The sequence below is a fragment of the Pseudomonas sp. YL2 genome (genome assembly GCF_023063025.1).
Lineage (GTDB): Bacteria > Pseudomonadota > Gammaproteobacteria > Pseudomonadales > Pseudomonadaceae > Aquipseudomonas > Aquipseudomonas putida_A.
This window is the reverse complement of record NZ_JAJSLU010000003.1, coordinates 412,576-438,357: the sequence shown is the minus strand read 5'-3', so window position 1 is coordinate 438,357 and position 25,782 is coordinate 412,576. Positions and strand designations below refer to the sequence as shown.

The window sequence follows — 25,782 nt, the reverse complement described above, 5'->3', positions numbered from 1 at the left end:
GATGAAGAATCAGGGCGAATACCGATCAGTTTGAGATTCTAGGGTTGCTGAGCAACATAGAATCTCCCACATGGGGTTTGATGGCGGTCTTGCGCCCAAGCATCACCGTTGCGATGACCCCGCAGGCAAACACCCAGGTAATCGGCTCGACATGTTCACCAAAGAACAGCGCCGAAAACGCGATGGTGAAGAAGATCTGCAGCAACTGGATCTGACTGACCCGCGCGATCCCGCCCATCGCCAACCCGGCGTACCAGGCGAAGAAGCCGAGAAACTGCGAAAACAGTGCCACGTAGCCGAACGCCCACCAGGCCTTGGCTGACACTGCACCGTGATGTTGCAGCGCCAGATACAAGACTGGCCCGATCAGCAGCGGCGTCGACAGCACCAGCGCCCAGCAGATCACCTGCCAGCCGCCCATTTCCCTGGCCAACCGGCCACCCTCGGCATACCCCAGACCGCCGACGGCAATTGCGCCGAGCATCAACAAGTCACCGGCCTGAATGCTCCCGGCGCCGGTGTACAACGCGTAGCCGAGCACCAGCGCACTGCCCAGTGCGGCGCAGGCCCAGAAGGCTTTCGACGGGCGTTCATGGGACAGCCAGGCGGCATACAGCGCCACGCACAGCGGCTGCAAACCGTTGACCAGGGCGCCGTGGGACGCCGGTAAGGTCTGCATGGCCCACGCCGACAGCACCGGGAAGCCGAGAATCACCCCGGCGATCACCAGGCTCAGGCCTTTGATCTGCTGCCAGCTCGGCCACTTCTCGCGTCGCCATAACAACAACGCTGCCGCGGGAATCGCCGCGAACAGCGCGCGGCCGAGGCCGTTGAGCAGCGGATGCAGTTCCTGCACCACAATCCGGGTGAAGGGCAGGGTGAGGCTGAAAATCACAACCCCGAGCAGGCCGAGGGCCATGCCGGTGTTTTCGCGCGAGGACATGTGAGTGACCAGAATTGAAGGTGACAGGAAGGTGGCTTCATCTAGCCATAAACCGGGCGGGTCGGGCTGTTACAGCTAGGCACAGACTTAGGCGTACAGTTTGAGGGCCTCTTCGCGAGCAGGCTCGCTCCCACAGTGGACGGCATTCCAGTGTGGGAGCGAGCCTGCTCGCGAAAAACGATAACGCGGTCTTCGAGGTAGTAGCCGGTTGTTACCCGCCCCAACGGATAAGGTCTACCTTGAATACTCCTGCAAGCCCATTCCCAGAGGAGTCCTCCCCATGGCCGCGAAAAAAATCCTGATGCTGGTCGGCGATTACGTCGAAGACTACGAAGTGATGGTGCCGTTCCAGGCCCTGCAAATGGTCGGTCACACTGTGCACGCCGTGTGCCCGGACAAGGCTGCGGGCAAGACTGTGCGCACCGCGATTCATGACTTCGAAGGCGACCAGACTTACAGTGAGAAACCGGGTCACCTGTTCGCCCTCAATTTCGACTTTGCCAAGGTCACCGAGGCCGATTACGACGCGCTGCTGATCCCCGGCGGTCGTGCGCCGGAATACCTGCGCCTGAACGAAAAAGTCCTGGAGCTGGTGCGCGCCTTCGACAAGGCCGGCAAGCCGATTGCTGCGGTCTGCCACGGTGCGCAATTGCTGGCAGCGGCCGGCGTTCTCGAAGGTCGCGAGTGCAGCGCCTATCCGGCCTGCGCCCCGGAAGTTCGGCTGGCCGGTGGCACGTTCATCGATATCCCGGTGACCGACGGCCACGTTCAGGGCAATCTGGCGACTGCGCCAGCATGGCCGGCGCATCCGAACTGGCTGGCCGGTTTCCTCGGTTTGCTTGGCACCAAAATCACCCTGTAACGAGGATTCGCCGATGTGCGAGCTCTACGTCAAGGCCGACCCGATTCTCTACGAATCCCGCTCGCGCTCGTTGCGCATCTGCGGCGTGGTGACGACCCTGCGCCTGGAAAACCAGTTCTGGGACATCCTCAGCGAAATCGCCGAAGTCGATGGCATGACCACCAACCAGTTGATCGCCAAGCTGTATGAAGAGGTGATGGATTATCGCGGGGAGGTGGTGAATTTCGCTTCGTTCCTGCGGGTGAGTTGCACGCGGTATCTGAGTCAGCGACGGGTGAGTGCGCCGGAGTTGTCGGTGGTGCGGGCGGGGGTGAAATAGCCAACACCGGGGTGACGCCTTCGCGAGCAGGCTCGCTCCCACATTGATTGCCGAGTGCTCACCTATTTTTGTGATCACTGGAGATCTACTGTGGGAGCGGGCTTGCTCGCGAAGAGGCCATTACAGGCGACAGAAGTCATGGGCTGGTCTTTACTCATTGGCGCAAAACCTTTCAACCGCCAAGGAGAAACGAGCATGTCCGGATGGTACGAAGTGAGCAAAAGCAGCAACGGCCAGTTCAGGTTTGTGCTGAAGGCCGCCAACGCTGAAACCATTCTCACCAGCGAGCTCTACACCACCCGCGCGGCTGCCGACAGCGGCATTGCTTCGGTGCAGACCAATAGCCCGCTGGATGAACGCTACGAGAAGAAATCGACGAAGGATGGCCACCCATACTTCAACCTCAAGGCCGCCAACCATCAGATCATCGGCAGCAGCGAGTCGTACTCCAACGATGCCGCGTGTGCCAAAGGCATCGCGAGCGTCAAGGCCAATGGGCCGAGCAAAGTGATCAAGGACAAGACCTTGCCGGTGCTCTGAAGAGCACAGATGAGCAAAAATGTGGGAGCGGGCTTGCTCGCGAAAGCGGTGGATCAGTCAATGGAGATGTCGACTGACACGACGCCTTCGCGAGCAAGCCCGCTCCCACATTGGGTTTGTGTGTCAGCGCAGGGTCTTGAGGATCGCTTTTAGCTGAGCTTGCCCTGCTTCGCTCAGCGGGAACACCGGTAGTCGTGGAGCGCCGACTTCCAGCCCGATTTCACGCAGTCCGGCCTTGATCGTCGCTGGCAAACCGCCCTTGAGAATGAAGTCCAGCAGCGGCAACTGGCGGTAGAACAACTCACGCGCCCGTTGCAGATCACCGGCCAGCGCAGCCGCGTACAAATCCAGATTCAGTTGCGGGATCAGGTTCGGCGCAGCGGTGCACCAACCCTTGGCCCCGGCGGCGAAAGCCTCCAGCGCCAGCGGATTGCAGCCGTTGTAGAACGGTACCTGACCGTCGCCCAACAGTTGCAGCTTGTGCATGCGCTGAATGTCGCCAGTGCTCTCCTTGACCATGGTCACGTTTTCCACGCCATTGACGATGCGCAGAATCAGCTCGACCGACATGTCGGTGCCGCTGGTGGCCGGGTTGTTGTAGAGCATGATCGGCACACCGACGCTGTCGCCGATGGCGCGGTAGTGCGCAAGGATTTCCGCTTCAGTCAGCTTCCAGTACGACGCTGGCAGCACCATCACCACGTCAGCGCCGTGGGCTTCGGCGAAGCGTGCGCGGCGTACGGCTTTGGCGGTGGTCAGGTCGGACACGCTGACGATGGTCGGCACCCGTTTGGCTACGTGCTTGATGCTGAACTCGGCGACCTGATCCCATTCGGCGTCGCTCAGGTAGGCGCCTTCGCCGGTGCTGCCCAGCGGAGCGATGGCATGGACGCCGCTGTCGATCAGACGATCGATGGATTGGCCGAGAGCCGGCAGATCGAGGCCTTCGCCGTGGGTGCCGAACGGGGTGATGGTGTAACCGATGATGCCGTGAATATTGGACATGATGAGTCTCCGGAAAAAGCTGAAATCAGTTCAGGCAATCGGCGTGTTGGCGCAGGTTCTGCCGGGCGTAGTAGTTGAAAGCGGCGGCGTGGCGTTTGGGTTTCGACACCCAGTCATGGGCCTCGCGCCCCAGCGCCGGAATGATCGGTTTGATGGTGCCGGCGGCCATCGCCAGCAGCTGCAGTTTGGCGGCGCGCTCGATCAGTTGGGCGATGACACAGGCTTCTTCGATCGTGCTGCCGGTCGACAGTTGGCCGTGGTGCGACAGTAGAATCGCGCGCTTGTCGCCCAGTGCACCGGCAATCAGTTCGCCCTCTTCGTTACCCACCGGCACGCCCGGCCAGCCTTCGAGAAACGCGCAGTCGTCGTACAGCGGGCACAGGTCCATGTGGGAAATCTGCAGCGGCACCTCCAGCATCGACAGCGCGGCAATGTGCGTCGGGTGCGTGTGGATGATGCAGTTCACGTCCGGCCGGGCGCGGTAGACCCAGCTGTGGAAACGGTTGGCTGGGTTGGCCATGCCGTGGCCTTCGAGCACTTCCAGATCTTCGTTGACCAGCAGCAGATTGCTCGCGGTGATTTCATCGAAACCCAGGCCCAGTTGCTGAGTGTAATAGGTCCCCGGTTGTGGGCCGCGAGCGGTGATCTGCCCGGCCAGACCGGAGTCATGACCGCTCTCGAACAGGATCCGGCAGGTCAGCGCCAGCTTTTGCCGGTCAGTCCACGTATTATCCGCCAGCGTGTTTTGCATCTGGGTCAGCGCTTGCTTGACCAGTTGCTCTTTGGGTAGTGCTAATGTCTTGGCCATGTCTGTGTCCTTTGGGTGATTGCAAATGACACTAAAGAGCCTATATGACACAAAGTGTCATAAGCAAGCATCAATCGTCGTTTCCTTGATGGAATAACTGCTGCGCATGTCTATCCGTTTGAAATTGTTGAGAAAAAAACTTGGCGTGACACTTGAGGCGCTGGCGGAAAAATCCGGCATGACCAAGAGTTATCTGTCGAAGGTCGAGCGCGGGCTGAACACCCCGTCGATTGCGGCCGCGCTGAAACTGGCGAAAGCGCTAAACGTGAAGGTCGAGGAATTGTTCTCCGAAGACAACGTCAGCCTCGACAGCTACAGCCTGGTGCGCAGTCACGAACGCCAGTCACTGGCGGCCAACGATCAGAGCCCGGGGTATGCGGTGCTGGCGCATCAGGTCAGCGAGCGCAACCTGCTGCCGTTCATCATCTACCCGCCGCGCGAGTTCACCGACAAGACCTTCAAGGAGCATTTGGGCGAGGAGTTTCTGTTCGTCCACGAAGGGCAGGTGGAAGTGGATTTCATGAACGAACGGGTGCTGCTGGAACGGGGCGATGCGCTGCATTTCAACGCGCAGAAGCCGCACCGGATCAGGTCGGTGGGCGAGGTGCAGGCGCAGTTGCTGGTGGTGGTGCACAGTAGCGAAGAATGAGTTGGCCCCAAAAGCTTCGCGAGCAAGCCCGCTCCCACATTTGGAATGCATTCCCCTGTGGGAGCGGGCCTGCTCGCGAAAGCGTCAGTCCGGTTTACATCAAACCTCGACCGGCACCGACAACTTCGGATTACCCAACGCATGCGTCTTCGCATCAAAAAACCGCAACTCAACCCCGGTCCCTTCGAACACCTTCGCGTAATGCCGCTTCTGATGCTGAATGAACGCCGCACTGCGCGGATAAATCGAGATCGCCACACTCGCCGGTTTCGCCAGGCGCAGTGCCCTCACGATGTGAGCATCCTGCTCGCCCAGCGCATGACCGAAGATGCACAGGTTCTGCGCGTGTCCCAATAACTGCTCGTAGCAGAACGACAGATACTCCGAGCTGCGAATAGTCTTTAGCTTGTCCGCGCTCGGCCCTTCGTTGACGAACAGCGGCACGTCGTCCAGCGTCTTGATCGTGTTGTTGATCGCGAAGCTGCCGAGCAGGGTGCCCTCGGTCGAGGTCAGTTTGCGCGCGGTGCCGTCCTGATTGCGCACCAGGTGCAAACCGCCGTGCAGGTACAGCAGGCGCGGTTTGGCGCTGGCGCTGTCGCTCAGATCAAAACTGGCGTCGGGGCCGTTGAACAGGTCGTCGATGGCCTCGCTGCGGTGCTGGATCGCCCAGTAGTTGAGCAGGTCGTAATTGGTGGTGAACACCGTGCGATAACGCGCCAGTTCTTCATTGAGCGTGGCCAGGGTCGAGGCCTGCACCAGGCGCCATGGAATGTGCACCGCATGTACGCTGTTGATCAGCGCTTCCTTGATCGCGTAGTAGCGATTGCGCGGTGCGGCCGAGCTGACGGCCAACGCTTTGTTGACCCGGCTGGTGGTTTTCAACGCACCGAGCACCTGCTCGAAGCTGCGCGTCTGCAACGCGTCGAACACGCTCAGTTCCGACGGGCTCAGCGGTTTTTCTTCCACGGTGCGCGCGTTTTCGAACAGCGAGTCGTAGCCGAAATCGTCCCACACCGCGCGGCTGGCGCCATTGCCCACCAGCAGACCGTTGAAGTCGGCGGTGGCGCGCAGGGCGCTCCAGTCTTCGAGGGTGGCATCGACATCCAGAAAATCGGTCATTGCGTGGGCAGTCTCAAAACAAAGGGCGGATGGACGGCGACTTTATCACGAGCGGGCATTGAGCCAGATCAACATCGGTGGTGACCGATCGGTCGATCCTGTGCACATCCGCCGTATCGGAGCAGTCGATTCGGCCCCAGTCAGGAGACGCGCATGAGCAGCACCTTTTTCATTCCGGCGGTAAACATCATGGGCAACGGATGCCTCGACGAGGCCATGGTTGCGATCCGCAACTACGGCTTTCGCAAGGCGCTGATCGTCACCGACGCGGGGCTGGCCAAGGCTGGCGTGGCGACCATGCTCGCCGAGAAACTGGCGATGCAGGACATCGATTCGGTGATCTTCGATGGCGCCAAACCGAATCCGAGCATTGCCAATGTCGAGGCCGGGTTGGCGCTGCTCAAGGACAGTCGCTGCGATTTCGTGGTGTCGCTGGGCGGCGGTTCGCCCCATGACTGCGCCAAGGGCATTGCTCTGTGTGCGACCAACGGCGGGCAGATCCGCGACTACGAAGGCGTCGATCAATCGAGCAAGCCGCAATTGCCGCTGATCGCCATCAACACCACCGCCGGCACCGCCAGCGAGATGACCCGTTTCTGCATCATCACCGACGAATCACGCCACGTGAAAATGGCCATCGTCGACCGCAACGTCACGCCGCTGCTGTCGGTCAACGACCCGGCCCTGATGGTCGCCATGCCGAAAAGCCTGACGGCCGCCACCGGCATGGATGCGTTGACCCATGCCATCGAGGCCTACGTCTCAACTGCGGCCAACCCGATCACCGATGCCTGCGCACTGAAGGCCATGACCTTGATCAGCAACAACCTGCGCCTGGCCGTGCGTGACGGCAGCGACCTCGCGGCGCGGGAAAACATGGCTTACGCGCAGTTCCTCGCCGGCATGGCGTTCAACAACGCATCGCTTGGCTACGTGCACGCCATGGCCCACCAGTTGGGCGGTTTCTACGACTTGCCCCATGGCGTGTGCAACGCCGTGCTGCTGCCGCATGTGCAGACCTTCAACGCGTTGATCTGTGCCGAACGCCTGACTGACGTCGCTCACGCCATGGGTGCGGACATCCGTGGTTTCAGCCCGGAAGAGGGCGCTCAGGCGGCGATCAACGCGATCCGTTGTCTGGCCAAGGACGTCGAGATTCCGGGTGGCCTGCGTGAACTCGGCGCCAAGCTCAGCGACATCCCCGTGCTTGCCACCAACGCGCTGAAAGATGCATGCGGCCTGACCAACCCACGGGCGGCGGATCAGCGGCAGATCGAGGAGATTTTCCGTAACGCGTTTTGAGATGCGCCGTCCTGATATGTTCAGCAGAGCTCACTGGCCCCTTCGCGAGCAAGCTCGCTCCCACAGTTGAAATGCGATCACTGTGGGAGCGAGCCTGCTCGCGAAGACTGACTCGTCAACACCACAAAACCATGAGCTCTCAGATCAGCCAACCGCCGCCACATTCCGCTCAAACACCCCACCAAACTGAATCAACACCACCCCGCCAATCAGCAGCAACGCGCCCAACACCCGCGACGCCGTCAGCTGTTTTTCCACCAACCCGAACAACCCGAAGTGATCCAGCACCATCGACGCAATCACCTGGCCGGCCAACGCCAGCGCAACAAACCCCGACGCGCCGAGCTTCGGCAGCAACATCACCGCCAGCGCCACAAAGCACACGCCGAACGCACCGCCAGCCCACATCCACAACGGCGCCTTGCTGATAAAACCCAGCGACGGCAGCGGCAGGCGCAACGCCAGAATCACCGGCAACAGCACCAACACACTCACCAGCAACGAGGCCAAGGTTGCCCATAGCGGATGGCCGAGGCCCCGCGCCAGATTGCTGTTGATCGCACTCTGAAACGGCACCACCGCCCCGGCAAACGCGGCCAGCAGCAATAAACCGACCCACTGCAACGTACTCATGATCACTCTCCAACAGGTTTTGCTGGACTCTAGGTTATTCGTCGCGCAGATTTAAATTCCGTTTTGTCATCCAGAACATGCACAAGATGAATGATCTGCGCCGTATCGATCTCAACCTGCTGGTGGTCCTCGACGCCTTACTCGGCGAGCAACATGTCACCCGCGCCGCCGAGCGGCTACACCTGAGTCAACCGGCGGTCAGCCATGCGCTGGCGCGGCTGCGCGACTTGCTCGGCGATCCGCTGCTGGTGCGCGCCGGTTCGACGCTGGTGCCCACGGCGCGGGCGCTGGAACTGGTTGCGCCACTGGCCGAAGCGTTGGTCCAGGTGCAATCGCTGCTGGCGCCGAACACGTTCGATCCGGCCACTGCGCGGCGAACCTTTCGTGTGGCGATGTCCGACTACGGCGCGGCCATCATCCTGCCCGATCTGATCCGCACCTTGCGCCGCGAGGCGCCGGGCATCGACCTGCAGATCAGCCATGCGAGCCGCGAGGGCATGCTGGAGGGTGTGTTCAACGGTGACATCGATTTGGCCGCCGGGGTGTTCCCGGAAATGCCCAACGAGTTGCGCAGCAGCGTGCTGTTCGAAGAGCGCTACGTCTGCCTGCTGGATCGCTGTAGCTTGCCGGCCGACGGCGTACTGGATTTGCCGACCTACCTGTCGCGCCCGCATGTTTTGCTGGAAATGCGCGGCAGCGGCACCCCGGAAATCGAGCGGGCGCTGACCTCATTGCACGAACGCCGCCGCGTCGCCATCAGCCTGCCGCACTGGAACGTCGCGCCGCAGTTGATCAGCGGTACGGATCTGATTCTCACGGTGTCGTCACGCAGCGTGCGCGAGATTGATCAGCAGGAGCTGATTGTGCTGCCGCCACCGTTCGAGATTGCGCCGTTCACGTTTGTGCTGGCGTGGCATAAGCGCCGGGGTGGGGATCAGGCGTTGAACTGGTTGAATCGCCGGATTGAGAAAGGGATAGTGCGCGGCTGAAAACGTTATCAAGGAGTGGGGTGTGACAGTGAAGTCTGGATGGATCGGGTGGGTGGCCCTGAGTGGGTGGTTGATGGCGGGGCAGGTGTTGGCTGGTTGCGTGCCAACACCGATGGCAGGAGATCTGGATCTTTCTGTCTGCAAGGAGTGGCCTGCATATCCAGGATTAACCATCAACGCCACTGCACAGTTTAAGCGCGGATCCCCATCTGATGACCCAGAAGCGCTGAGTACCTACGATTTCGACTTGTCCGTTCTGGACACCGCTCAATCGAAGCCCATTGCGACTTATTACAAAGCGGCTGCATTTGTATTGGATGGCGTCAGTTTGCGAGAAATAACGCTCGATACGGCTCGCTACACACTGACTACCGATCTTCGTGCCTTTGGCGTACGTGCGTTATCCACTAATGGATCCCGGATCAATCCGATGGAAGAAAACCTGCTTTCGCTCTACGTGAAAGAGGGCGAAAAATTGCGCCCGGTATTGGATAAATTAGTGGTTTATCGGTATGGCGGCGAGTGGGATGGTGACTGCGAAGGCGAGCGATATGAGATTTCAAGAACGGTGGAAATCGCTAAAACGAGCTCTCACGGCTATGCAGATCTGATTGTCGAAACCTTGGAGAAAGACACAACAAGTGTGGGGACGGGAGACGCATGTAAAACTGAAACCACTGACAACAAACCCGTTTTGACAACATTGCACTACGACGGAAAATCCTACGTTTTGCCAAACGGTTTCCAAGGCCTGTAACTCGCCAGCCCAACACGACACTTATCAAGGAAGAACCATGCTTAACCCCACGAGACTCCTGATCGCCCTCGGTTTGCTAGCCATCACCGCCCAAGCCCACGCCGCCTGCACCACCAAGAATTTCGACGGCAAATCCATGTCACGCTGCAACGTCTGGCCGGCGTTCCCGAGTCAGGCGATTTCGGTCAAATCCACCTATCTGGCCGATTCCGGTGGTGACGATGCCGGGGCGTTCGATCTGGACCTGGCGCTCCTCAATGCCAGCAACGCCAAACCCATCGCCACCTACCGTAAGCCGGGCGCCTACAACTCTGATGCCGTGCGCCTGGATGATGTGCGCATCGACACGGCGCGCTACCGTTTGACGCCGGATATCCGCGCTTTTGGGCTGCGAGCCAAGTTCGTCCACAGTTCCCATGCCATTCCCTACGAGAAAACCGATCTGGCGCTGTATGTGCGCGAGGGCGACGAGTTACGTCCGGTGCTTGAAGGCCTGGTGGTCTTCAAGAACAACGGTGAGTTCGTGAATGACTGCGAGGGCTACAGCAAAAAAATCCGCCGGACCCTCGAGATCGCTCCAACGAGCCACAATGGTTTCGCTGATCTGATCGTCACCACCACCGGCAGCAAAATGAAAAACACCAAGTCCGGCAATCAGTGCGTTTCGACAAACACCGACCTGAAGAAAAAACAGATCACCCTGACGTACGATGGCCAGCAGTACAACATCCCTGAAGACCTCAGAGGTTACTGACCCCATGCTTACCGGCCTCAACCACCTGACCCTCGCCGTCAGTGATTTGCCCCGCAGCCTGGCGTTCTATCGCGATGTATTGGGTCTGCGCGTCGAAGCCTCGTGGGACGCCGGTGCCTATCTGTCGCTGCCGGGGCTGTGGTTGTGTCTGTCGCTGGATGCGCAGCGCACCACCGAGCCGTCCGTCGACTACACCCATTACGCGTTCAGCCTCGCCGAGGCAGATTTTCCGTTGTTTGTGCAGACGCTAAAAGCGGCGAATGTGAAGGAATGGCGCGACAACCGCAGCGAAGGTGCGTCGTTCTACTTTCTTGACCCTGATGGCCACAAGCTTGAGGTTCACGTCGGTGATCTGGCTTCGCGACTGGCAGCCTGTCGGTTGAAACCGTACACGGGCATGCGTTTTTACGACGCGTCGTGATCAGACACATTGGGCTGATATAGACTGGCCATCATTTGTACTGGCGCCAGCAGGTTTTCCATGACTCCATCGCTGCTAATGGCCGTTCTGGCCTCGGGTTTCATATACGGCATCACGCCCGGGCCGGGTGTTCTGGCGGTGTTCGGCATCGGTGCGGCGCATGGGCGACGGGCCGGGGCCGGGTTTCTTTGTGGGCATTTGCTTGGCGATGTGGTCTGGTGCAGCACCGCGCTGATCGCCATCGTCGGTGCCCGCGAGATCGGCAGCACCGCATTCGATGTGCTGGGTGTGCTCAGCGGCTTGTACCTGTTCTGGCTTGGCTGGCGCGCAGTGCGAGCCCAGCGGCGCAGCGCTGATCAGCCACAGGGCGCGGCGCGTCAGCCGTTCTGGCACGGCATCCTGTTCGGCCTGACCAATCCCAAGGCGTATCCGGTGGCGGTGGCGACGTTTACGGCGCTGCTGTCGAGCCGCGCCGAACTGCTCAACTGGTCGATGCTGCCGGGGCTGATCGCCCTGAGCTTTCTCGGCGGATTGCTGGCTTACGCTATCTTGATCGGCGTTGTCGGCGCCCGACGGGTGCGCACGCTGTATCAGCGCCACGAGCTGATGATCACGCGTTTGTGTGGCGTGATGTTCATCGGTTTTGCGATCAACGCACTGATGCACGCACTACCGGGATTGCTGCCGAACAAGGCTTGAAGTTGTGTGCAGGGATGCGTGAACAAAGGGTCAGGGATGGTTGAACAGTGCTGCATTGTCCGGACACCCACGCTGAACCATGGAAAGCCGAAATTCCGCGCCGTTGGCGAGTTATATGGACCTGTTGCTCGATGCCGTCTGCGCGGTGGACAGGCAGGGCCGTTTCGTTTTTGTCAGTGCTGCCTGCGAGCGTATTTTTGGTTATACGCCTGACGAGTTGATCGGCCGGTCGATGATCGAACTGGTGCATCCCGCAGACCGCCAGCGCACCCTGGCTGCCGCCCACGACATCATGAGCGGCGAACCCAAGCACAACTTTGAAAACCGTTACGTGCGCAAGGATGGCCGCATCGTCAACATCCTCTGGTCGGCGCGCTGGTCGGAGGTCGATCAACTGCGCATCGCCGTGGCCCGCGACATCACCGAGCGCAAGCAGGCGGAATCGCGTCAGGCTGCGCTGTACGCGATTTCCGAGGCGGCGCATGTCGCCGAAGACTTGCTGGCGCTGTTCAAGCGCATCCACCTGATCATCGGTGAGTGGCTGCCGGCGCTGAATTTCTCCGTGGCGCTGTACGACGAGCACTGTGCGCAGCTGAATTTTCCCTATCACGTCGACGATCACGAATTGCAGCCCGAGCAACCTGGCACCGTTACCGGGCGTTTGTGTGCGGAGGTCATCCGCAGCGGTCAGCCGATTCTGCTGACGCCGGACAGCCCCGACGCCTCGCCCGACTTCGCCGCGCTGGTGGCGGGGCAGGACTCACCGTGCTGGCTCGGTGTGCCGCTGAATTCGAAGAACGGCACCATCGGTGCGCTGATTGTCAAAAGCCTGCCGGGCGGCGAGCGTTACACCGAGCAGGACAAGGAACTGCTGCAATACGTCTGCGCCCAGGTCGCCACCGCCATCGAGCGCCAGCAGTTGCACGCGCGGCTCAAACGCATGGCGCAGTACGATCAACTGACCCAGTTGCCCAATCGCGGGTTGCTCAAAGACCGCCTCAAGGCTGCGCTGGCCGCTGCCCGTGATACCTCGGGAAACATGGCGCTGCTGTACGTCGATCTGGATCGCTTCAAACAGGTCAACGACACCTTTGGCCATGCGGTCGGCGACATGCTGCTGCAAACGGTGGCGAGTCGGCTCAAGGGCTGCGTACGCGACACCGATACCGTGGCGCGCATCGGTGGCGACGAATTCGTGGTGCTGTTGCACAGCGTTCACGCCGCTGAAGACGCCGACAGCGTGGCCGGAAAAATCCGCCAGGTGCTGGTGCAGCCGATGCGCCTGGACGGTCACAACCTGCATATCGAACCGAGCATCGGCGTGGCCCGTTATCCCGAACATGGCAGTGAGGAGCAACAATTGTTCCGGCATGCCGACCAAGCGATGTACGCCGCCAAACGCCTCAATCATCGGGCGGTGGATAGCTGAAACAGTGCGCGCCGTTCGTCGCGGCGCGGGCAACTTTTCTAAACCTTTGGCAGTCCGGCAATTCTCAATCTAGGCGGGCATCTGCTCGCCAACGATCAACACCAAGAGGAAGAGAATCATGCCTAATTCAAGAAACTCGAACTCGGGAAACTTCGCCAACGATCGAACCAAGGCCTCTGAAGCCGGTCGCAAAGGTGGGAAAACCACCACCACGACGGTCGACAAAGAGCCTGCGAAAACCGAAATGGGCCGCAAGCCAGCTCAGAAGTCGAAGTAGTCGGTGAGGTAGTTTTGATTGAGAGGCGGGGGTGCAAGCCCCCGCTTGAATTTGCAGAGATAGGAGGGCGCGACCATGAGCCGGATGGCCACCCAGATACGTCGTTTCAGTTTTGCCACGCTGTTGGGTTTGTTCGCGGGCACAGCATTCGCCCAATCGCCTGCCGACTTCATCAACGATGCGTCCGCCAAAGGCATGGCCGACATCGAAGCCAGCCGTCTGGCGCACCAGAAATCCGAATCCAAAGAGGTCAAGGATTACACCATTGTCGTGATCAATGACCGCACCACGGCCAACCAGCATCTGGCGAAGATCGCGAAGAAACTCGATCTGCCGGTCGCTCCCCGTGAAGAAATTGCCGACAAGGCCAAGACCATGATCCCTCAGGTCAAGGACGGTGAAACCTTCGACCAGGCCTACGCCGCGAGCCAGGTGAAAGCGACCGAAGAGGCCATCCAGCAGATCCAGCAGGAAGCGCAGTCGACCGACGTGCCGGAAATCAAGGCATTTGCCGACGAGACGCTGCCAAAACTGCAAAGCCATCTGGAAATGGCGCGGGCGCTGCAAGCCAGTCGCTGACACCAACTGCCAATCAAAAGATCGCAGCCTGCGGCAGCTCCTACATAGAACGGTGTAGGAACTGCCGCAGGCTGCGATCTTTTGTTTTGTTCAACTTTACTTAGCAGTCATTCAAATCCTGCTTCGGCTTGCTCTTCTCCCCCAGCCCCTCAAGGTTGAACACCTCGCTTTCCCCCAAGCTGCGGTAATGCTTGCGCAGCGCCTCGAGTTGTTTGAGATCCAGCGATTCCAGACCGAGCATCGCGTTCTGCGCCTCCTTGTTCACCCGCAATAACTCATCAAGCTTCAGATGCAGGATGTCGGTATCACGGTTCTGCGTATTCTGGATCAGGAATACCATCAGAAAAGTGATGATCGTGGTCGAGGTGTTGATGATCAGTTGCCAGGTGTCATTGAAATCAAAAATCGGCCCACTCAACCCCCACAGAAAAATCAGAATCAATGCACCCATGAAGGTTTTCGGGCTACCGGCCCAGAGGGCCAGGGTCTGGGAGATTTTGGCGAATTTCATTGCGGTGTTCCTTATTGGGAGAGCTTGAAATTCAGACATCCGGGGCGCGATGAAAATTCTACTTACAAATGGCGACTGCCAATAATTGTGAGGGCGAAGACATCCCTTGCAATAAGCCCGTCTGGAACTGCCCGCAGCGCTACCTGTATTGTGACGAACCGCTGGAATGTCCCGACAGGAGAACGCAATGAGTTGGTCCGCCAGACAATACGTCGCTTTCGAAGATGAACGCACCCGCCCGGCCCGTGATCTGCTGGCGGCGATTCCCCCGGTTCAGGCGCGATCGGTGGTCGATATCGGTTGCGGCCCGGGTAACTCCACCGAGCTGCTGGTGCAGCGTTTTGAGCTGGCGCAGATCCGGGGTCTGGACAGTTCGGCAGACATGATCGCTGCGGCGCGCAAGCGCCTGCCGGAGTTGCAGTTTGAGGTCGCGCAAATCGATAGTTGGGCGGATCAAGGGCCGTTCGATGTGATCTTCGCCAACGCCGTGTTGCAGTGGGTGCCGGATCACGCGGCGTTGCTGCCGGCGTTGGCGGGTAAGCTTTCGGACGGTGGCAGTCTGGCGATCCAGATGCCGGACAACCTCAACGAGCCTTCTCATCGACTGATGCGCGAAGTCGCCGCCAACGGCCCATGGGCCGCGAAACTCGCCGACGCCGCCGGGCAGCGCACCGAGATGGCCAGTGCCAGCGATTACTTCTCGATGTTGCGTCCGCACTGTGCGCGGGTCGATGTGTGGCGTACCACCTATCACCATCAACTGCCGGGCGGGGCGGCGGGGGTGGTGGAGTGGTTCAAGGGCAGTGGTTTGATTCCGTTCCTGAATCCGCTGACTGAAGAGGAGCAGGCGCAGTATCTACAGCAGTATCTGGCGGCCGTTTCCGAGGCGTATCCGGCGTTGCCTGATCGTTCGGTGCTGTTGCCGTTTCCGCGGCTGTTCATCGTCGCGACTCGCTGAAGCCAGCCTTCAGCCACCTGTAGTGAGGGGATGGACTGCGCAGCAGGCCCTTTAAGCGGTTGCTACGCAACCATCGGGGATAAATCCCCTCACCACATATTGTTTGCTCAGATCAGATTAGCGCTGCACCGCCACCAACATCATCATCGGCCGTTCCCGCTCTTCAGCCAGCGCTGGTTGCGCGGCCACCTCCGCATCGCTCGGCCCCCATTCGTTGACATGGCGAATGGCAAAACCTGCCGCGATCAACGAATTCAACAGCGTGCCCATCGTGCGGTGCTGCTTGATTACCCCTTCGGCCAGCCAGTTGGTTACCCGCTCGCCCTCCATCTGATAGCTGTCCAGCGGCCAGCGCTTGTGACCGTCGCTGTCGACCAGCCAGTCCGGATTGCGCGGCGCCATGAAGATCGGGTGTTCGATGGAGAACACAAAATGCGAACCCGGTTTTAACGCCGCGTACAGATGAGCGAACAGTCCGGCCAGATCCTTGATGTAGTGCAGCGCCAGCGAACTGTAGGCCAGATCGAAACTGCAGGCCGGCAAGTCGAGATGTTCAAGGTCGGCACGTTCATAGCGAATGTTCGCCGCCGCAGTGGTTTCGCGCGCCCGCTCGAGCATCTTTTCCGAGACATCCAGCCCCAGCACATTGGCGGCGCCGTGCTCACTGGCCCAGCGGCTGAACCAGCCATAGCCGCAGCCGAGGTCGACCACGTTCAAGTCGTGCATCGATGGCAGCAACGCCTTGAGCGCCGGCCACTCCGGCGCGGCATCGAGGCCACCGATGGAGCGGTTCATCTGGCTGTAGCCCTGGAAAAACTCCGGGTCGTCGTAAATATTTTGCGTCATGGGGGAAGTGCTCTTTTGAGTTCGGTCATCAGCGGCACAGAGGCCGCGCCATGGAGTCCCTCGAAAGTCAAAACGCGTATTCGTCGATGGCCGCGCAGGGGGAGGGTTGTGGATGATGGGTGATGGGGAAGTCCTGGCGGAGAGCCGGGTTTGCATTCAACCTTGCTGCAAGACCTTCAACGCTGCCGAAGCCAGAAACCCCGAACGACTTTTCTCTTCCGGGTGATGAAGCACATATTCATCAATGCGGTTGAGCAGATGGCCGGGCAGCGTGATGTTGAGTTTCTGCGCCTTGCCCAGGTATTTGGTAACGTCGATATCAACCACAGCCCAGGCACAACCGGCATATTGCGGGTTCACTACGTGCACGCCAAGCTTGCTGGCTGGCGGGATCGGCGAACCGTCCTCTGCCAGAATTTCGAAATGACCCTCAATGGCTTCGCGAGCCATCGCGACGGCATCATCCAGATCATCGCCGGCAGAAAAACAGCCGGGAATATCCGGCACTTCCACTCCCCAGGCGTGTTCTTCATCACCTATTGAAATTGCGATCGGGTAAAGCATGTTCGTGGTCCTCCTGGGCGCTGTTGGCGGAGTAAGTCAGAGCAGCGCCTGTTTCATAATGCTGATGGCCGTTTTCTTTAGCAGGTCTTTCTTCGGGTGCGGCACCGTCACCAGTCCAGGCTTGACGGGATGTTTAAAGTGATGATGACTGCCTTTGACCCGCACCAGATACCAGCCGTCTGCGACGAGTTGACCGATTAAAAAGCGGCTATTCACAACACCTCCTTGTGGTGTGCTTGGTGGGTACTATAACTACTGATTTTTTTTTATCAACACCATAACCACCGAGCGGTCATCGACTTTTAATTGGCTCGCTGGCAAGGTCCAGTCTAGGCTGGGGCTTCGCGTTGGGATGATGGGTGTGTTGCAGGCCTTTACGGGGCAATGCGGACAAATCCCGGACACAAAAAAACCGGCCCTGTAGGCCGGTTTTTCTGTTCCTGCATCCCCCGTCATAACACGACGTGAGACCTGAATGAGTGGAGCGGGTAGAGGGAATCGAACCTTTATTGGATATTTCCCGCCTGAAGCGTGTATCCGTGTAGTGATTCTCTTCCCCTGCGACCCGGTTTTACGGGCGAATAGCTTTCTTTTTCATTGTGCACCATGGTGCACCTTGAAATCCATCACCCCACGGAACGATAAACAAGGAATCGGTCGCTCAATCCTGATGCTTCAAAGCAGCGCATGGCAAGGTCGACAGGGTAGCTCGATTGCGAGTCTAGCGGAGCTCGGAGAGTACGATGCGGTTATCTTCGGCACCCCGACCGGCGTCGACCCTTTGGACGTCGCGTCCACTTGCATGAGGTGGAGCAAGCTGTCAGAGGAGGCTCCGACTCCTCACAATTAATCGTTGATGATGAGATCCAATCCGACGAACATGAGCCGCTAAAGCTCAACGGCGATTGGGAGGTAAACAAGGATGGTGGACTTCAACAAACTCAGATCGCAGTCTCAGCGACCTGCACCGATAGATCCCCTGGAAATCTTCAGGCGCATGCCCAAGCCGCAAGGCATCAATGATCTTTACACCAGTCAAGCTGAGGTGCTGGAGGCCTGGTTCAAGCGCAAGGACGAGCGTGACACGGTGGTCAAGCTCCATACCGGGGGAGGAAAGACTCTAGTAGGTCTGCTGATTGCTCAGTCGACCTTGAATGATCTGAAAGAGCCTGTGCTGTATCTGGCTCCGACCACGCAGTTGGTCAAGCAAACCCTGGAGAAAGCAAAATCGCTTGGGATTCTCGCTGTCCCATACACCCGAGGGCAGCCGCTGCACGATGACTTTATAAACGGCAAAGCGGTGATGGTCGCGTCGTACAAAGCGTTATTCAACGGCCATAGTAAGTTTGGGGTTCGTGGGGGGCGGATGCCCATTAAAGTGGGCGCAGTAATCCTCGATGACGCCCATGTGGCATTCTCTGTTGTGCGTGAGTCGTTCACTCTTGAGGTCTCCTCTGAGGATGACAAGGAAACGTATAACGCGCTGTGCACCTTATTCCGTAACGCCTTTCGAGAAATTGATCGACTGGGAACCTTTGACGATACCGTTTCGGGCCTGAACAACGGCGTCGTGGAAGTACCTTATTGGGCCTGGAATGAGCAGTTGGACACTGTAAGGGGAATGTTGCGTGGCAACGGCGAGGACGTTCCGTTTGCTTGGCCATTACTGCGGGACAATCTGCACCTGTGCCATGCGCTGATCAGTAGCAAAGCATTTACTGTTACGACTGTCCTGCCCCAGGTGAACAATTTCCCCACATTCGCTGATGCTCCCCGGCGAATCTATATGTCGGCGACCATCGCTGACGATAGCGAGATTGTCCGTACGTTCGACGCCGATCCTCAGCATGTGAACAACGCGTTGGCCTCCAGATCTCTCGCAGGGATCAGTGAGCGGATGATCCTGATCCCAAGCCTGATGCAGTTCGATTTCGATGCACAAAGCGTCGCTAAATCCATTCTCAAGCAAGTCGCTGCGATGAACCTTGGGGCTGTGGTATTAGTGCATGCCAATTATGCTGCAAAGGCATGGGATGGCACTGCTCAATTCGCCGAAGGCTCAGACCAAGTTGAGAATGCAATTGAGGCACTGCAATCCCGCAGAACCAGTGGGCCAGTCGTATTTGCCAACCGTTACGATGGGATCGATTTACCTGGCGATTCATGCAGAATCCTGGTGATGGAAGGGCTTCCCTCCGGGACGTCTGATTATGAGCTCCTGCGTGCTGCCACCCTATACGGTGGGGCTACCATCAGTCGCATGCTAGCGCAGCGCATAGAGCAGGGTATCGGACGTGGAGCGCGTGGAGCGGGTGACCATTGCGTAGTGCTGCTTCTTGGTTCTGATTTAGCGGGTTGGATTGCCAAGGACGCGAATTTTAAGCTGCTCACGAGCGCGACCCGAGCACAGCTCGAAATGGGGTCGACGGTCAGCAAGGAAGTCAGTGACGTTAACGATTTGGGGAATACAATCGGGCTCAGTATCAACCGGAACACTGAATGGGTTGAATACCATGCCGCCATGCTCGCGGAATACGTGGGCCCGGAAGCCCCAGATCCGAAGCGGTTCGATACGGCGTCGACGGAGCGCAAAGCTTTCAACCTCTGGGCGGATGGCTGTTATGACAAGGCCATCGCTCGCTTGGATCAGGTAGCAGGTGCTCAGGACGCGGTTGATGACCAAACACGCGGTTGGCTGTACCAGTTGGCAGGCCGGATAGCGAACAACTGGGGACAAGCCGAGCGCAGTGACGAGCTCCAACGATCGGCATTTTCGGCGAACCGTAACCTTCTACGTCCGCGCACCTCATCACCCTACCGACCCCTCCCTACTCCTGGTGCGCAGGGCGCAGCGATTGCATCTCAGCTGCGTGGATATCGGATGAGACGTGGATTGCTTCAACGTTTCGAGCAGGTGGTATCCAGGTTGAACAGCAACGCTTCTGCCGCCCAGTTTGAGCAGGCGCTTGCAGACCTCGGTGGCTTGATAGGTCTTTCTACCGAACGCCATGACGTCGGTGGGGAGGGGCCTGATGTTCTCTGGCTTCTACCCAACAAGGCTGCTCTGATCCTGGAAGCAAAAAGTCGCAAGCTGGACAGAAACCCTTTAACCAAGGAGGAGCATGGTCAGCTCCTGGTCGCAGAACAGTGGTTCGTTCAAAACTACCCCGGATACTCAAGTCTCCGTGTAGTTGTGCATCCTACGAACAAGGCAACCGCAGCAGCGTCAGCACACGAAAGCTATGCCCTCACACTTGATCGGCTCAATCAACTGGTGGCAAATTCCCGGGTGTTGCTGAGAGAGCTCTGCGAGTCTCAGTTGACCGACATTGAGCTTGAAGGGCATTGCCAGCAGCTAATCGAGCACTCGCAGATACGTGCGGACAGATTGGCCAACTACTTAGTGCCTTTTGTGGAAGGGTAGTGGATATCCACGCATAGTACTTCTGGAATCGGTGGACGGCGGGCGCATGGTGCGTCAGCCGGTCGCCCAAGTCGAAGGTTCAGTAGGCTAGTGCTCGCTAGCTGGTTACCTCGATCAGCTGCACCTGCATTTTTCAGGATTTTAGTTTTACGGTTCTACGCTCGTCAGAGGGAGGATATGTGCCTGCAGTCGTTCGAAGTTGAGCGCCATATCCGCCTCCTGGTAGATCCTTTAGACCAGCCTCAAAGGTGGTTCAGGTGGTGTGAGCATGAAGCGGCTTTCAACCATCTCACGGGTAAGCCCACAGGCCTTGAGAGCCTTTCTCCAGCTAGCGTGATCCAGCAAATCCAGCGCGCGCTGCACCAGTCGAGGGGATTCCATCTCGATCTGATCATCGAGATCTTCCCGCCGTGTGAAGCCCTTGCGATTCAGATAGGTGAAGCCTGACTTGGCCTGTTCTTGGCTGATGAGATCCAAGGCCTGAGCCCGATAGATCAGCGCCTTGAAACTAACCTTCCACCTCAGCTTGAGCTCACCCAAGGCTTGCCAGTTGAGATACCTGCCTCGCATTGCAGGGAATTCTCCTGCAAAGCTGGCCCTGGGCATCAAAAGGGCACTTGCGAATTGGTTGGCCTGATCTTCCGTGTGCCGGCAGCCCGTTTCCACACCTTGGTGCATCACCAGGTGACCGAGCTCATGGGCGATGTCGAAACGTTGTCTGCACGGGTTCTGCTTCGCGGTATTGCGAACAATCAGTGGGCGCTTGTTGTGTAGGGAAAACGCGTCGATGCGGTCATCCGCTTCAGCGATATTGACGACCAGCACTCCAATCTTCTCGACCAGTCTGGTGACGTTCGAGAGAGGCCCCAGCCCCAACGATTGCTCTCTACGAAAACGCTCTGCAATCTGTTCGATAGTATCGACGCTTGTCACTGGTTCATCGTGTGTCCGAAAGCTGATATCCGGGAACGCGACTTCTTTGTCGAGCTCATCGATCAGCAGTTCGAAAAGCTCAACCTGAGCTGCAATCGATTTCTTCACCGTCACCGTTGAGGCGCGCACGCTTCGGAAATGGCATTGCTCAAGTTCAACGGAGCTGCGTCTAGGCGCAAAGAAAAACTCCTGAGTGACGCCCAGAGCCGTGCTCAGCATTTCAAGCTGCGCGGCGGAGGGAAATCCATTCACCTCCAGTTTGTGAGCATACTGCCGGGTAACCCCAAGCAGGTCACCGATGTCTGCAAGCGACCAACCGGACGCGCAGCGCGCAAGGCGCAGCTTGTCCGGAGAGAATTCGTCGCCTAATGCCAGTTGCTGTGTTCTATCGTCCATCTACGCTGCCAGGTTCGTCGGGTTTTTTCGTGTCGGCGTCTTTGTTTCTGCGAACCACCAAAGGTTCCTCGATCTCGACTTGAGCAGGGAGATCGCTGGTTCTGACCGGCACGCTGGCCTTGTATTCATGTGCCCAGTGGCAAAGGATATTTTGGTTGATATCGAAGCCCACGATCGTGGCTTTGAACTCAGGGAATTCGAGGTCGTTGTTCCCATCGACAAACAGTCTCCAGGTGGAAACCTCGGGGCTGGCCTCGAAGAGACTCAGTTGGTGCAGCTCGACCAGATTGGCCTTGAGCCGATGCAGTTTCTTAGGAGCATCAGGATCGTCGGTGACGATCTGTAGCAATACACCGTTGATGCTGATCGTGAAGTCCATGGTGCCGTTTCGCAGCTCAAGCCATGGCAGGGTCACATCGGCACCCAACGCCTTACAGAGCCCTTGGAGACGCCCGTAGAGCAGGGTTGCGCGGGTGTATGCGGTATCGTTTGGGGTAGATGCATCAGCCAGCGCCTGATACGCAACTGAGATCACTTCCTGGCAGACCAGATCCAGGTATTCGGGGAGCAACTCGGGTGCGAAATGACTTGGGTGCTGGGTTTCGTGCATCGATACGACCTCGAAAACTGTGCAAATAAGGGATACTGTCAACCGGCATTTTTGTGCAGAAATCTTGGTTTGTCAACTGGATGGTCTTCTGGCTCTTCGCACCCAAAAACGTCTCAACCAGCGGATATCGAGCCAAAGCGTTTATTGATCGGTCGCGTCTATGCGAGCTCTGTGAGCAGCCGACACAACGCATGGTTGGAGTAATGCTCAGCAGTTCCTGACATCACTCAACCAGCGGCACAATCCTCTGCAAAGTCCCAGGGCTCGCAAGCCTCGGAGAGCCCTCAATCTCATACACGCAGTGCTCAATCACGCGAACTCCTTGCGCCTGCAGGTTCCTGACGAAGGCAGCCCCCATCTTTTCTCCACCAGCACCGCCTTGAGCGGAGGTGAACACCAGTACCGGAGGGAGCTCGACCCCCAGTGCTTCGCTCGGGCTCAGTGCAAATCCTGCATCCCATGAGTACCCCGCGAACTCGTCCGCTTTGATCATCCGATACGTCTGTGACTGAGACACGAAAAGCTCATTCGACCTGACGTTCACAATGCGAATCAGGGCGTCATCCTTACGTCGAAGACCACGTGGAGAGAGCCGAATCAGATCGCCCTTTTTAGGCACTTTCGTATCGGCTGGAACTGAGCTGTATCGTCGATTGAGCAACTGGTTAATATCAGGGCAATCACAGATCACCGCGATGCGCTGAACGTCCTCTGCATCGATCCGTGCCTCGATCTCGGAGAGTTTCCGAAGGCATTGCTGTATTGGCAAAGCACCTTGCTGGCGAATGCGGACATCCACGGTGGGGAAGTAGCGAGACATCTGATCAACAGCTGCATTGGCCGGCAGGGTGGCATCGACCAGCGCAACCAAATTCACCACATTCTCCAGCTCTGCCAGCAGCTGAAAAATCTCGAACAAGGGCAACTGATTGAGCTGATGTACGACGATTGCCTGGGCATGCGCGCCATCTGTAATTTCGTAGAACGGAACAGGGGCATGACCTAACTCATTTTCATAGGCCGCGCACCTGGCCTTCGCGATCGTCACCGAGGTCGGCACGGTATTCGTCAAAAGCTCCGAGACCGCACAGTACTGCTGGGTGAATTCGACGGCTGCTTGGACATCGTCATATCGAACGAGCAGTACGCGTGAATTCAGTGCCAAGGTCACTTCGTCGAGCATGTCGAAAGCGAACATGTCCGGGGTGAACGCGCTCAAGCGGCTGAAGGCGTGTTCAATCTCACGCTCGCTATAGGTTGGGTGAAAGGGCGTGCAGATCCTGGTCAGATGATGGCGTACTGCGCTCTGCAGGATATGGTTCGACTTGAGCTGAACGTGGCCCTCCGTCGCCACAACCCAGCCGTGGCCCTCACACTCGCGAATCGCTTCAAGCACATCATCGGAGCCCGCGATGACGCTGCCGATAACATCACCACCGCCATCTACCTCAACCGCATTGACCCCAACCACGTCAGCCCCACATCCATAAACAGAAGCGACTTCAACAAGGGTGTTCCCCGCCGTTGACTGGGCTTCCAGATGCCTTAGCAGTGCCCAGGCCTTCCTCAATCCAGGCGTCTGATCGAAGCCTGGATGATCCAAAACTGAGTCGTCATTGGTCTCCAGAAACGGTAGTGCCAGTGGAGGATGAATAAGGAGGAAGCAGGCGTTTAGTGGCAGACAAATCACCATCTGCTCCGCACTGGCTTGGTCGAATCCTTGAATCATGATTCCAGACACCGACTCCTGGAAGTCCATGTACTCCTGCCATGCGAACTGCAACTGGGCCGTCTGAGCATCGCCCAGGTGCTTCCCAAGAATGAACCGACTTTCATGGTCAAGCAGCTGTCGCACACTGCGCTGTTCCAGCAGAGCAGCTTGTTCCAAAACGCTCGCGAGTCCGGACGGCGGTGAGTATTGGGGGAGCGCTTTCTGTGTACTCACGAAGCCCGCCAGTGCCCTGCATTCGTCATATTCCACGCAAAGAGCGGGGTACAGGTAGGTAATGACCAGCCCCCTCCCGCGCTTAGCGATGGACGCGCGATAGGTCATGCCGGGGAATATGGGTTTCGACACAAGCTCCGGATCGAGCCACGCCTTGAAGGATGTCCCGGTGGCCAGCGATAGGAGATGGAATTGCCGCTCGCCATCCAGCGTGAGCGTGAATTTCCGGACGAAGTAGTACTTTGCCATTGGCCTGATGCACCGTTGGGTAGAAAGACAGGGAAATGAAGCTGGACGAAAGCTGCTGTGAAGCCGCGAAGCGGGGCCTGCCTAGGGCCCAGTCAGAACGTGAGGATCTTCCCTGACCGAATGATCTCTTCCCGGAAAGCCGCACGCTGCAAGCCACGCTCGGCATCTCGCAGCTGGGTTCTGAGCAGCTGGATCTCGGTTCGTAAGCTGGCCAGCGATTTGTCGTACTGCGAATGGGCCTTGGTGGAGGGTTGGGATCGCACATGCTCCAGCAGCAGCTCTGCAATCTGGGACAGCTCTGGCCCGCCACGCCCCTCGTAAAAGACTTGCCTGGTAAGCCCCACCGTCCCGGCCAGCCATGCAAGGTTTATCTTGCCGGCCCGCATCCGCACGCTCTTACCTGACTCGATGATCTCCAGGGCTACCTGGCGCAGCCTCTTCGCCGACTCCAGTTCCGGTTCCATGGCGCGTAGCACCTCATGCGGCGAACCGCCTCCAGAACCGACTCCAGAAGCACCTACAGAAGCACTCCCAGCTGACCTAGCCCCAACTCCCAACCCAACTTCAGCCTCAGCCTCAGCCTTGGAGATACGATCATTCAGTTCACGCACGGGCATTCTTCCATTCGACATAGGGGGCAATGAGTGTTGAGTCGGCTATCGGTTTCGGGATGCCGCTGACATCTGAGAGGTCGGTCAGGGTGTCGTTTATGATCCGAATGGCCCGCTTGTGATCGAGGATCCTGTCCACCAACTGGCAGGTCACTTCATACTCGCGCTGGTACTCAGCCACTCCGCTGGCCTTGGTAGCAACGTCCTGAGACCGGGCAGCCTGCATGGGGCGTTTCGACAAATCGTCCACGATGTTGCGAAGCTTGGCGTTCTCCTCCTCCAACTGGGTGTTTCGGATCATGACCGGATGCAGTGGATCTATGTGCGTGTTGTATGGGGTGGGTGGGGCACTTCCATCGCCAAGGAGCCCTGGGTAAGCGTCGAGGCACTTCCTGTATGACTTTCCACGCTTCAAGAGCAGGCTGCGGTCGACGCCGCAGATACGAGCGACTTCATCAGCCAGCTGGCTGATGTTTTTGAAGGGCTCAGCCTGTTGTTGAAGCACCTGCAAGGCGGCATGGATTCGAGCAATCGTTGCCTTGAGTTGTGCTTCACCTCGTCGCTCTTTGGGTGTTCGAGCAGTCGGAGCTTTAGTGGGTGTTCCTTTCATGGTCAGTTTCGCGCAGTCCTGCAAGCTCGCCTGGCCAATT

The 25,782-nt window shown here is 58.4% G+C and carries 29 protein-coding genes; 15 read left to right on the top strand and 14 right to left on the bottom strand.

The features are described 5' to 3' along the window. Positions 1–25: 25 nt before the first annotated feature. A complete protein-coding gene (locus LVD08_RS07380; RefSeq protein ID WP_247267815.1) occupies positions 26–943 on the bottom strand; it encodes a DMT family transporter in 918 nt (305 codons plus the stop codon). Positions 944–1,223: 280 nt separating this feature from the next. Here LVD08_RS07380 and LVD08_RS07375 point away from each other — a divergent pair, with 280 nt between their 5' ends. The 3 genes from LVD08_RS07375 to LVD08_RS07365 all read left to right on the top strand — a co-directional run bounded on the left by LVD08_RS07375 (position 1,224) and on the right by LVD08_RS07365 (position 2,664). Beyond that, positions 1,224–1,805 (top strand): DJ-1/PfpI family protein, encoded by a 582-nt coding sequence (locus LVD08_RS07375; protein WP_103368246.1) that lies wholly within the window; start codon positions 1,224–1,226, stop codon positions 1,803–1,805. A gap of 13 nt (positions 1,806–1,818) precedes the next feature. Next, positions 1,819–2,124: a ribbon-helix-helix domain-containing protein gene (locus LVD08_RS07370; protein ID WP_150370430.1), complete on the top strand. Its 306-nt coding sequence runs from the start codon at positions 1,819–1,821 to the stop codon at positions 2,122–2,124. A gap of 195 nt (positions 2,125–2,319) precedes the next feature. Continuing rightward, on the top strand, positions 2,320–2,664 hold the full coding sequence (locus LVD08_RS07365) for a YegP family protein (RefSeq protein WP_247267814.1): 345 nt from the start codon (positions 2,320–2,322) through the stop codon (positions 2,662–2,664). Positions 2,665–2,787: 123 nt separating this feature from the next. Here the strand turns inward: LVD08_RS07365 and LVD08_RS07360 are convergent, their stop codons facing one another. Continuing rightward, the gene (locus LVD08_RS07360) at positions 2,788–3,672 is read right to left on the bottom strand and encodes a dihydrodipicolinate synthase family protein (protein WP_247267817.1); all 885 of its coding nucleotides are present in this window, start codon (positions 3,670–3,672) and stop codon (positions 2,788–2,790) included. Positions 3,673–3,694: 22 nt separating this feature from the next. Next, on the bottom strand, positions 3,695–4,477 hold the full coding sequence (locus tag LVD08_RS07355; RefSeq protein WP_103368249.1) for an aldolase: 783 nt from the start codon (positions 4,475–4,477) through the stop codon (positions 3,695–3,697). A gap of 106 nt (positions 4,478–4,583) precedes the next feature. Between LVD08_RS07355 and LVD08_RS07350 the strand changes: the two genes are divergently transcribed. After that, positions 4,584–5,126, top strand: a complete 543-nt coding sequence (locus tag LVD08_RS07350; protein ID WP_027614428.1) for a helix-turn-helix domain-containing protein — start codon at positions 4,584–4,586, stop codon at positions 5,124–5,126. Between the two features lie 99 nt (positions 5,127–5,225). Here LVD08_RS07350 and LVD08_RS07345 read toward each other — a convergent pair whose 3' ends face one another. Next, the gene (locus LVD08_RS07345; RefSeq protein WP_247267813.1) at positions 5,226–6,245 is read right to left on the bottom strand and encodes a DUF4917 family protein; all 1,020 of its coding nucleotides are present in this window, start codon (positions 6,243–6,245) and stop codon (positions 5,226–5,228) included. Positions 6,246–6,398: 153 nt separating this feature from the next. On the opposite strand from LVD08_RS07345, the gene yiaY reads away from it, so the two are divergent. Further along, on the top strand, positions 6,399–7,547 hold the full coding sequence (gene yiaY, locus LVD08_RS07340) for an L-threonine dehydrogenase (RefSeq protein WP_096797067.1): 1,149 nt from the start codon (positions 6,399–6,401) through the stop codon (positions 7,545–7,547). A 144-nt stretch (positions 7,548–7,691) separates the two neighbouring features. Here yiaY and LVD08_RS07335 read toward each other — a convergent pair whose 3' ends face one another. Continuing rightward, the gene (locus LVD08_RS07335; protein WP_115988043.1) at positions 7,692–8,180 is read right to left on the bottom strand and encodes a DMT family transporter; all 489 of its coding nucleotides are present in this window, start codon (positions 8,178–8,180) and stop codon (positions 7,692–7,694) included. 77 nt (positions 8,181–8,257) lie between these two features. On the opposite strand from LVD08_RS07335, the gene LVD08_RS07330 reads away from it, so the two are divergent. The 8 genes from LVD08_RS07330 to LVD08_RS07295 all read left to right on the top strand — a co-directional run bounded on the left by LVD08_RS07330 (position 8,258) and on the right by LVD08_RS07295 (position 14,085). Beyond that, positions 8,258–9,169, top strand: a complete 912-nt coding sequence (locus LVD08_RS07330) for a LysR family transcriptional regulator (RefSeq protein WP_247267812.1) — start codon at positions 8,258–8,260, stop codon at positions 9,167–9,169. Positions 9,170–9,191: 22 nt separating this feature from the next. Beyond that, positions 9,192–9,926 carry a hypothetical protein gene (locus LVD08_RS07325; protein ID WP_247267811.1) on the top strand — a complete coding sequence of 245 codons (735 nt, stop codon included), beginning with the start codon at positions 9,192–9,194 and terminating at the stop codon, positions 9,924–9,926. A 37-nt stretch (positions 9,927–9,963) separates the two neighbouring features. Next, entirely contained in the window at positions 9,964–10,680 is a 717-nt protein-coding gene (locus tag LVD08_RS07320; RefSeq protein ID WP_247267810.1) for a hypothetical protein, read from the top strand. A 4-nt stretch (positions 10,681–10,684) separates the two neighbouring features. Continuing rightward, positions 10,685–11,101 carry a fosfomycin resistance glutathione transferase gene (gene fos / locus LVD08_RS07315; RefSeq protein WP_027614435.1) on the top strand — a complete coding sequence of 139 codons (417 nt, stop codon included), beginning with the start codon at positions 10,685–10,687 and terminating at the stop codon, positions 11,099–11,101. 60 nt (positions 11,102–11,161) lie between these two features. After that, on the top strand, positions 11,162–11,800 hold the full coding sequence (locus tag LVD08_RS07310; RefSeq protein ID WP_097086642.1) for a LysE family translocator: 639 nt from the start codon (positions 11,162–11,164) through the stop codon (positions 11,798–11,800). A gap of 79 nt (positions 11,801–11,879) precedes the next feature. Further along, a complete protein-coding gene (locus tag LVD08_RS07305; RefSeq protein ID WP_247267809.1) occupies positions 11,880–13,229 on the top strand; it encodes a sensor domain-containing protein in 1,350 nt (449 codons plus the stop codon). A gap of 118 nt (positions 13,230–13,347) precedes the next feature. Next, positions 13,348–13,506 carry a KGG domain-containing protein gene (locus LVD08_RS07300; protein WP_003222499.1) on the top strand — a complete coding sequence of 53 codons (159 nt, stop codon included), beginning with the start codon at positions 13,348–13,350 and terminating at the stop codon, positions 13,504–13,506. A gap of 75 nt (positions 13,507–13,581) precedes the next feature. After that, entirely contained in the window at positions 13,582–14,085 is a 504-nt protein-coding gene (locus LVD08_RS07295; RefSeq protein WP_027614439.1) for a DUF4142 domain-containing protein, read from the top strand. A gap of 100 nt (positions 14,086–14,185) precedes the next feature. Here LVD08_RS07295 and LVD08_RS07290 read toward each other — a convergent pair whose 3' ends face one another. Next, complete coding sequence (locus tag LVD08_RS07290; protein WP_047598058.1) at positions 14,186–14,596, bottom strand: low affinity iron permease family protein; 411 nt, start codon at positions 14,594–14,596, stop codon at positions 14,186–14,188. Between the two features lie 187 nt (positions 14,597–14,783). Between LVD08_RS07290 and tam the strand changes: the two genes are divergently transcribed. Continuing rightward, positions 14,784–15,554, top strand: coding sequence for a trans-aconitate 2-methyltransferase (gene tam / locus LVD08_RS07285; RefSeq protein WP_247267808.1), 771 nt, complete (start codon positions 14,784–14,786; stop codon positions 15,552–15,554). Positions 15,555–15,671: 117 nt separating this feature from the next. Here the strand turns inward: tam and LVD08_RS07280 are convergent, their stop codons facing one another. From LVD08_RS07280 to LVD08_RS07270, 3 genes are all read right to left on the bottom strand, one after another. After that, positions 15,672–16,400: a class I SAM-dependent methyltransferase gene (locus LVD08_RS07280; RefSeq protein WP_247267807.1), complete on the bottom strand. Its 729-nt coding sequence runs from the start codon at positions 16,398–16,400 to the stop codon at positions 15,672–15,674. A gap of 156 nt (positions 16,401–16,556) precedes the next feature. Then, positions 16,557–16,964, bottom strand: a complete 408-nt coding sequence (locus tag LVD08_RS07275) for a type II toxin-antitoxin system HicB family antitoxin (protein WP_247267806.1) — start codon at positions 16,962–16,964, stop codon at positions 16,557–16,559. Between the two features lie 36 nt (positions 16,965–17,000). Next, positions 17,001–17,180: a type II toxin-antitoxin system HicA family toxin gene (locus LVD08_RS07270; RefSeq protein ID WP_247267805.1), complete on the bottom strand. Its 180-nt coding sequence runs from the start codon at positions 17,178–17,180 to the stop codon at positions 17,001–17,003. Positions 17,181–17,961: 781 nt separating this feature from the next. Here LVD08_RS07270 and LVD08_RS07265 point away from each other — a divergent pair. Further along, on the top strand, positions 17,962–20,388 hold the full coding sequence (locus tag LVD08_RS07265) for a DEAD/DEAH box helicase (RefSeq protein ID WP_019096082.1): 2,427 nt from the start codon (positions 17,962–17,964) through the stop codon (positions 20,386–20,388). A gap of 231 nt (positions 20,389–20,619) precedes the next feature. On the opposite strand, the gene LVD08_RS07260 is transcribed toward LVD08_RS07265, so the two are convergent. From LVD08_RS07260 to LVD08_RS07240, 5 genes are all read right to left on the bottom strand, one after another. Continuing rightward, positions 20,620–21,717: an ImmA/IrrE family metallo-endopeptidase gene (locus LVD08_RS07260; protein WP_019096083.1), complete on the bottom strand. Its 1,098-nt coding sequence runs from the start codon at positions 21,715–21,717 to the stop codon at positions 20,620–20,622. Beyond that, the gene (locus LVD08_RS07255; RefSeq protein WP_019096084.1) at positions 21,707–22,327 is read right to left on the bottom strand and encodes a hypothetical protein; all 621 of its coding nucleotides are present in this window, start codon (positions 22,325–22,327) and stop codon (positions 21,707–21,709) included. The genes LVD08_RS07260 and LVD08_RS07255 overlap by 11 nt, the downstream gene beginning before the upstream one ends. A 223-nt stretch (positions 22,328–22,550) precedes the next feature. After that, entirely contained in the window at positions 22,551–24,521 is a 1,971-nt protein-coding gene (locus tag LVD08_RS07250; protein WP_019094044.1) for a hypothetical protein, read from the bottom strand. Between the two features lie 92 nt (positions 24,522–24,613). Next, a complete protein-coding gene (locus LVD08_RS07245) occupies positions 24,614–24,985 on the bottom strand; it encodes a hypothetical protein (protein WP_019096085.1) in 372 nt (123 codons plus the stop codon). Positions 24,986–25,124: 139 nt separating this feature from the next. Then, positions 25,125–25,742, bottom strand: coding sequence for a hypothetical protein (locus LVD08_RS07240; RefSeq protein ID WP_026022909.1), 618 nt, complete (start codon positions 25,740–25,742; stop codon positions 25,125–25,127). Positions 25,743–25,782 lie beyond the last annotated feature (40 nt).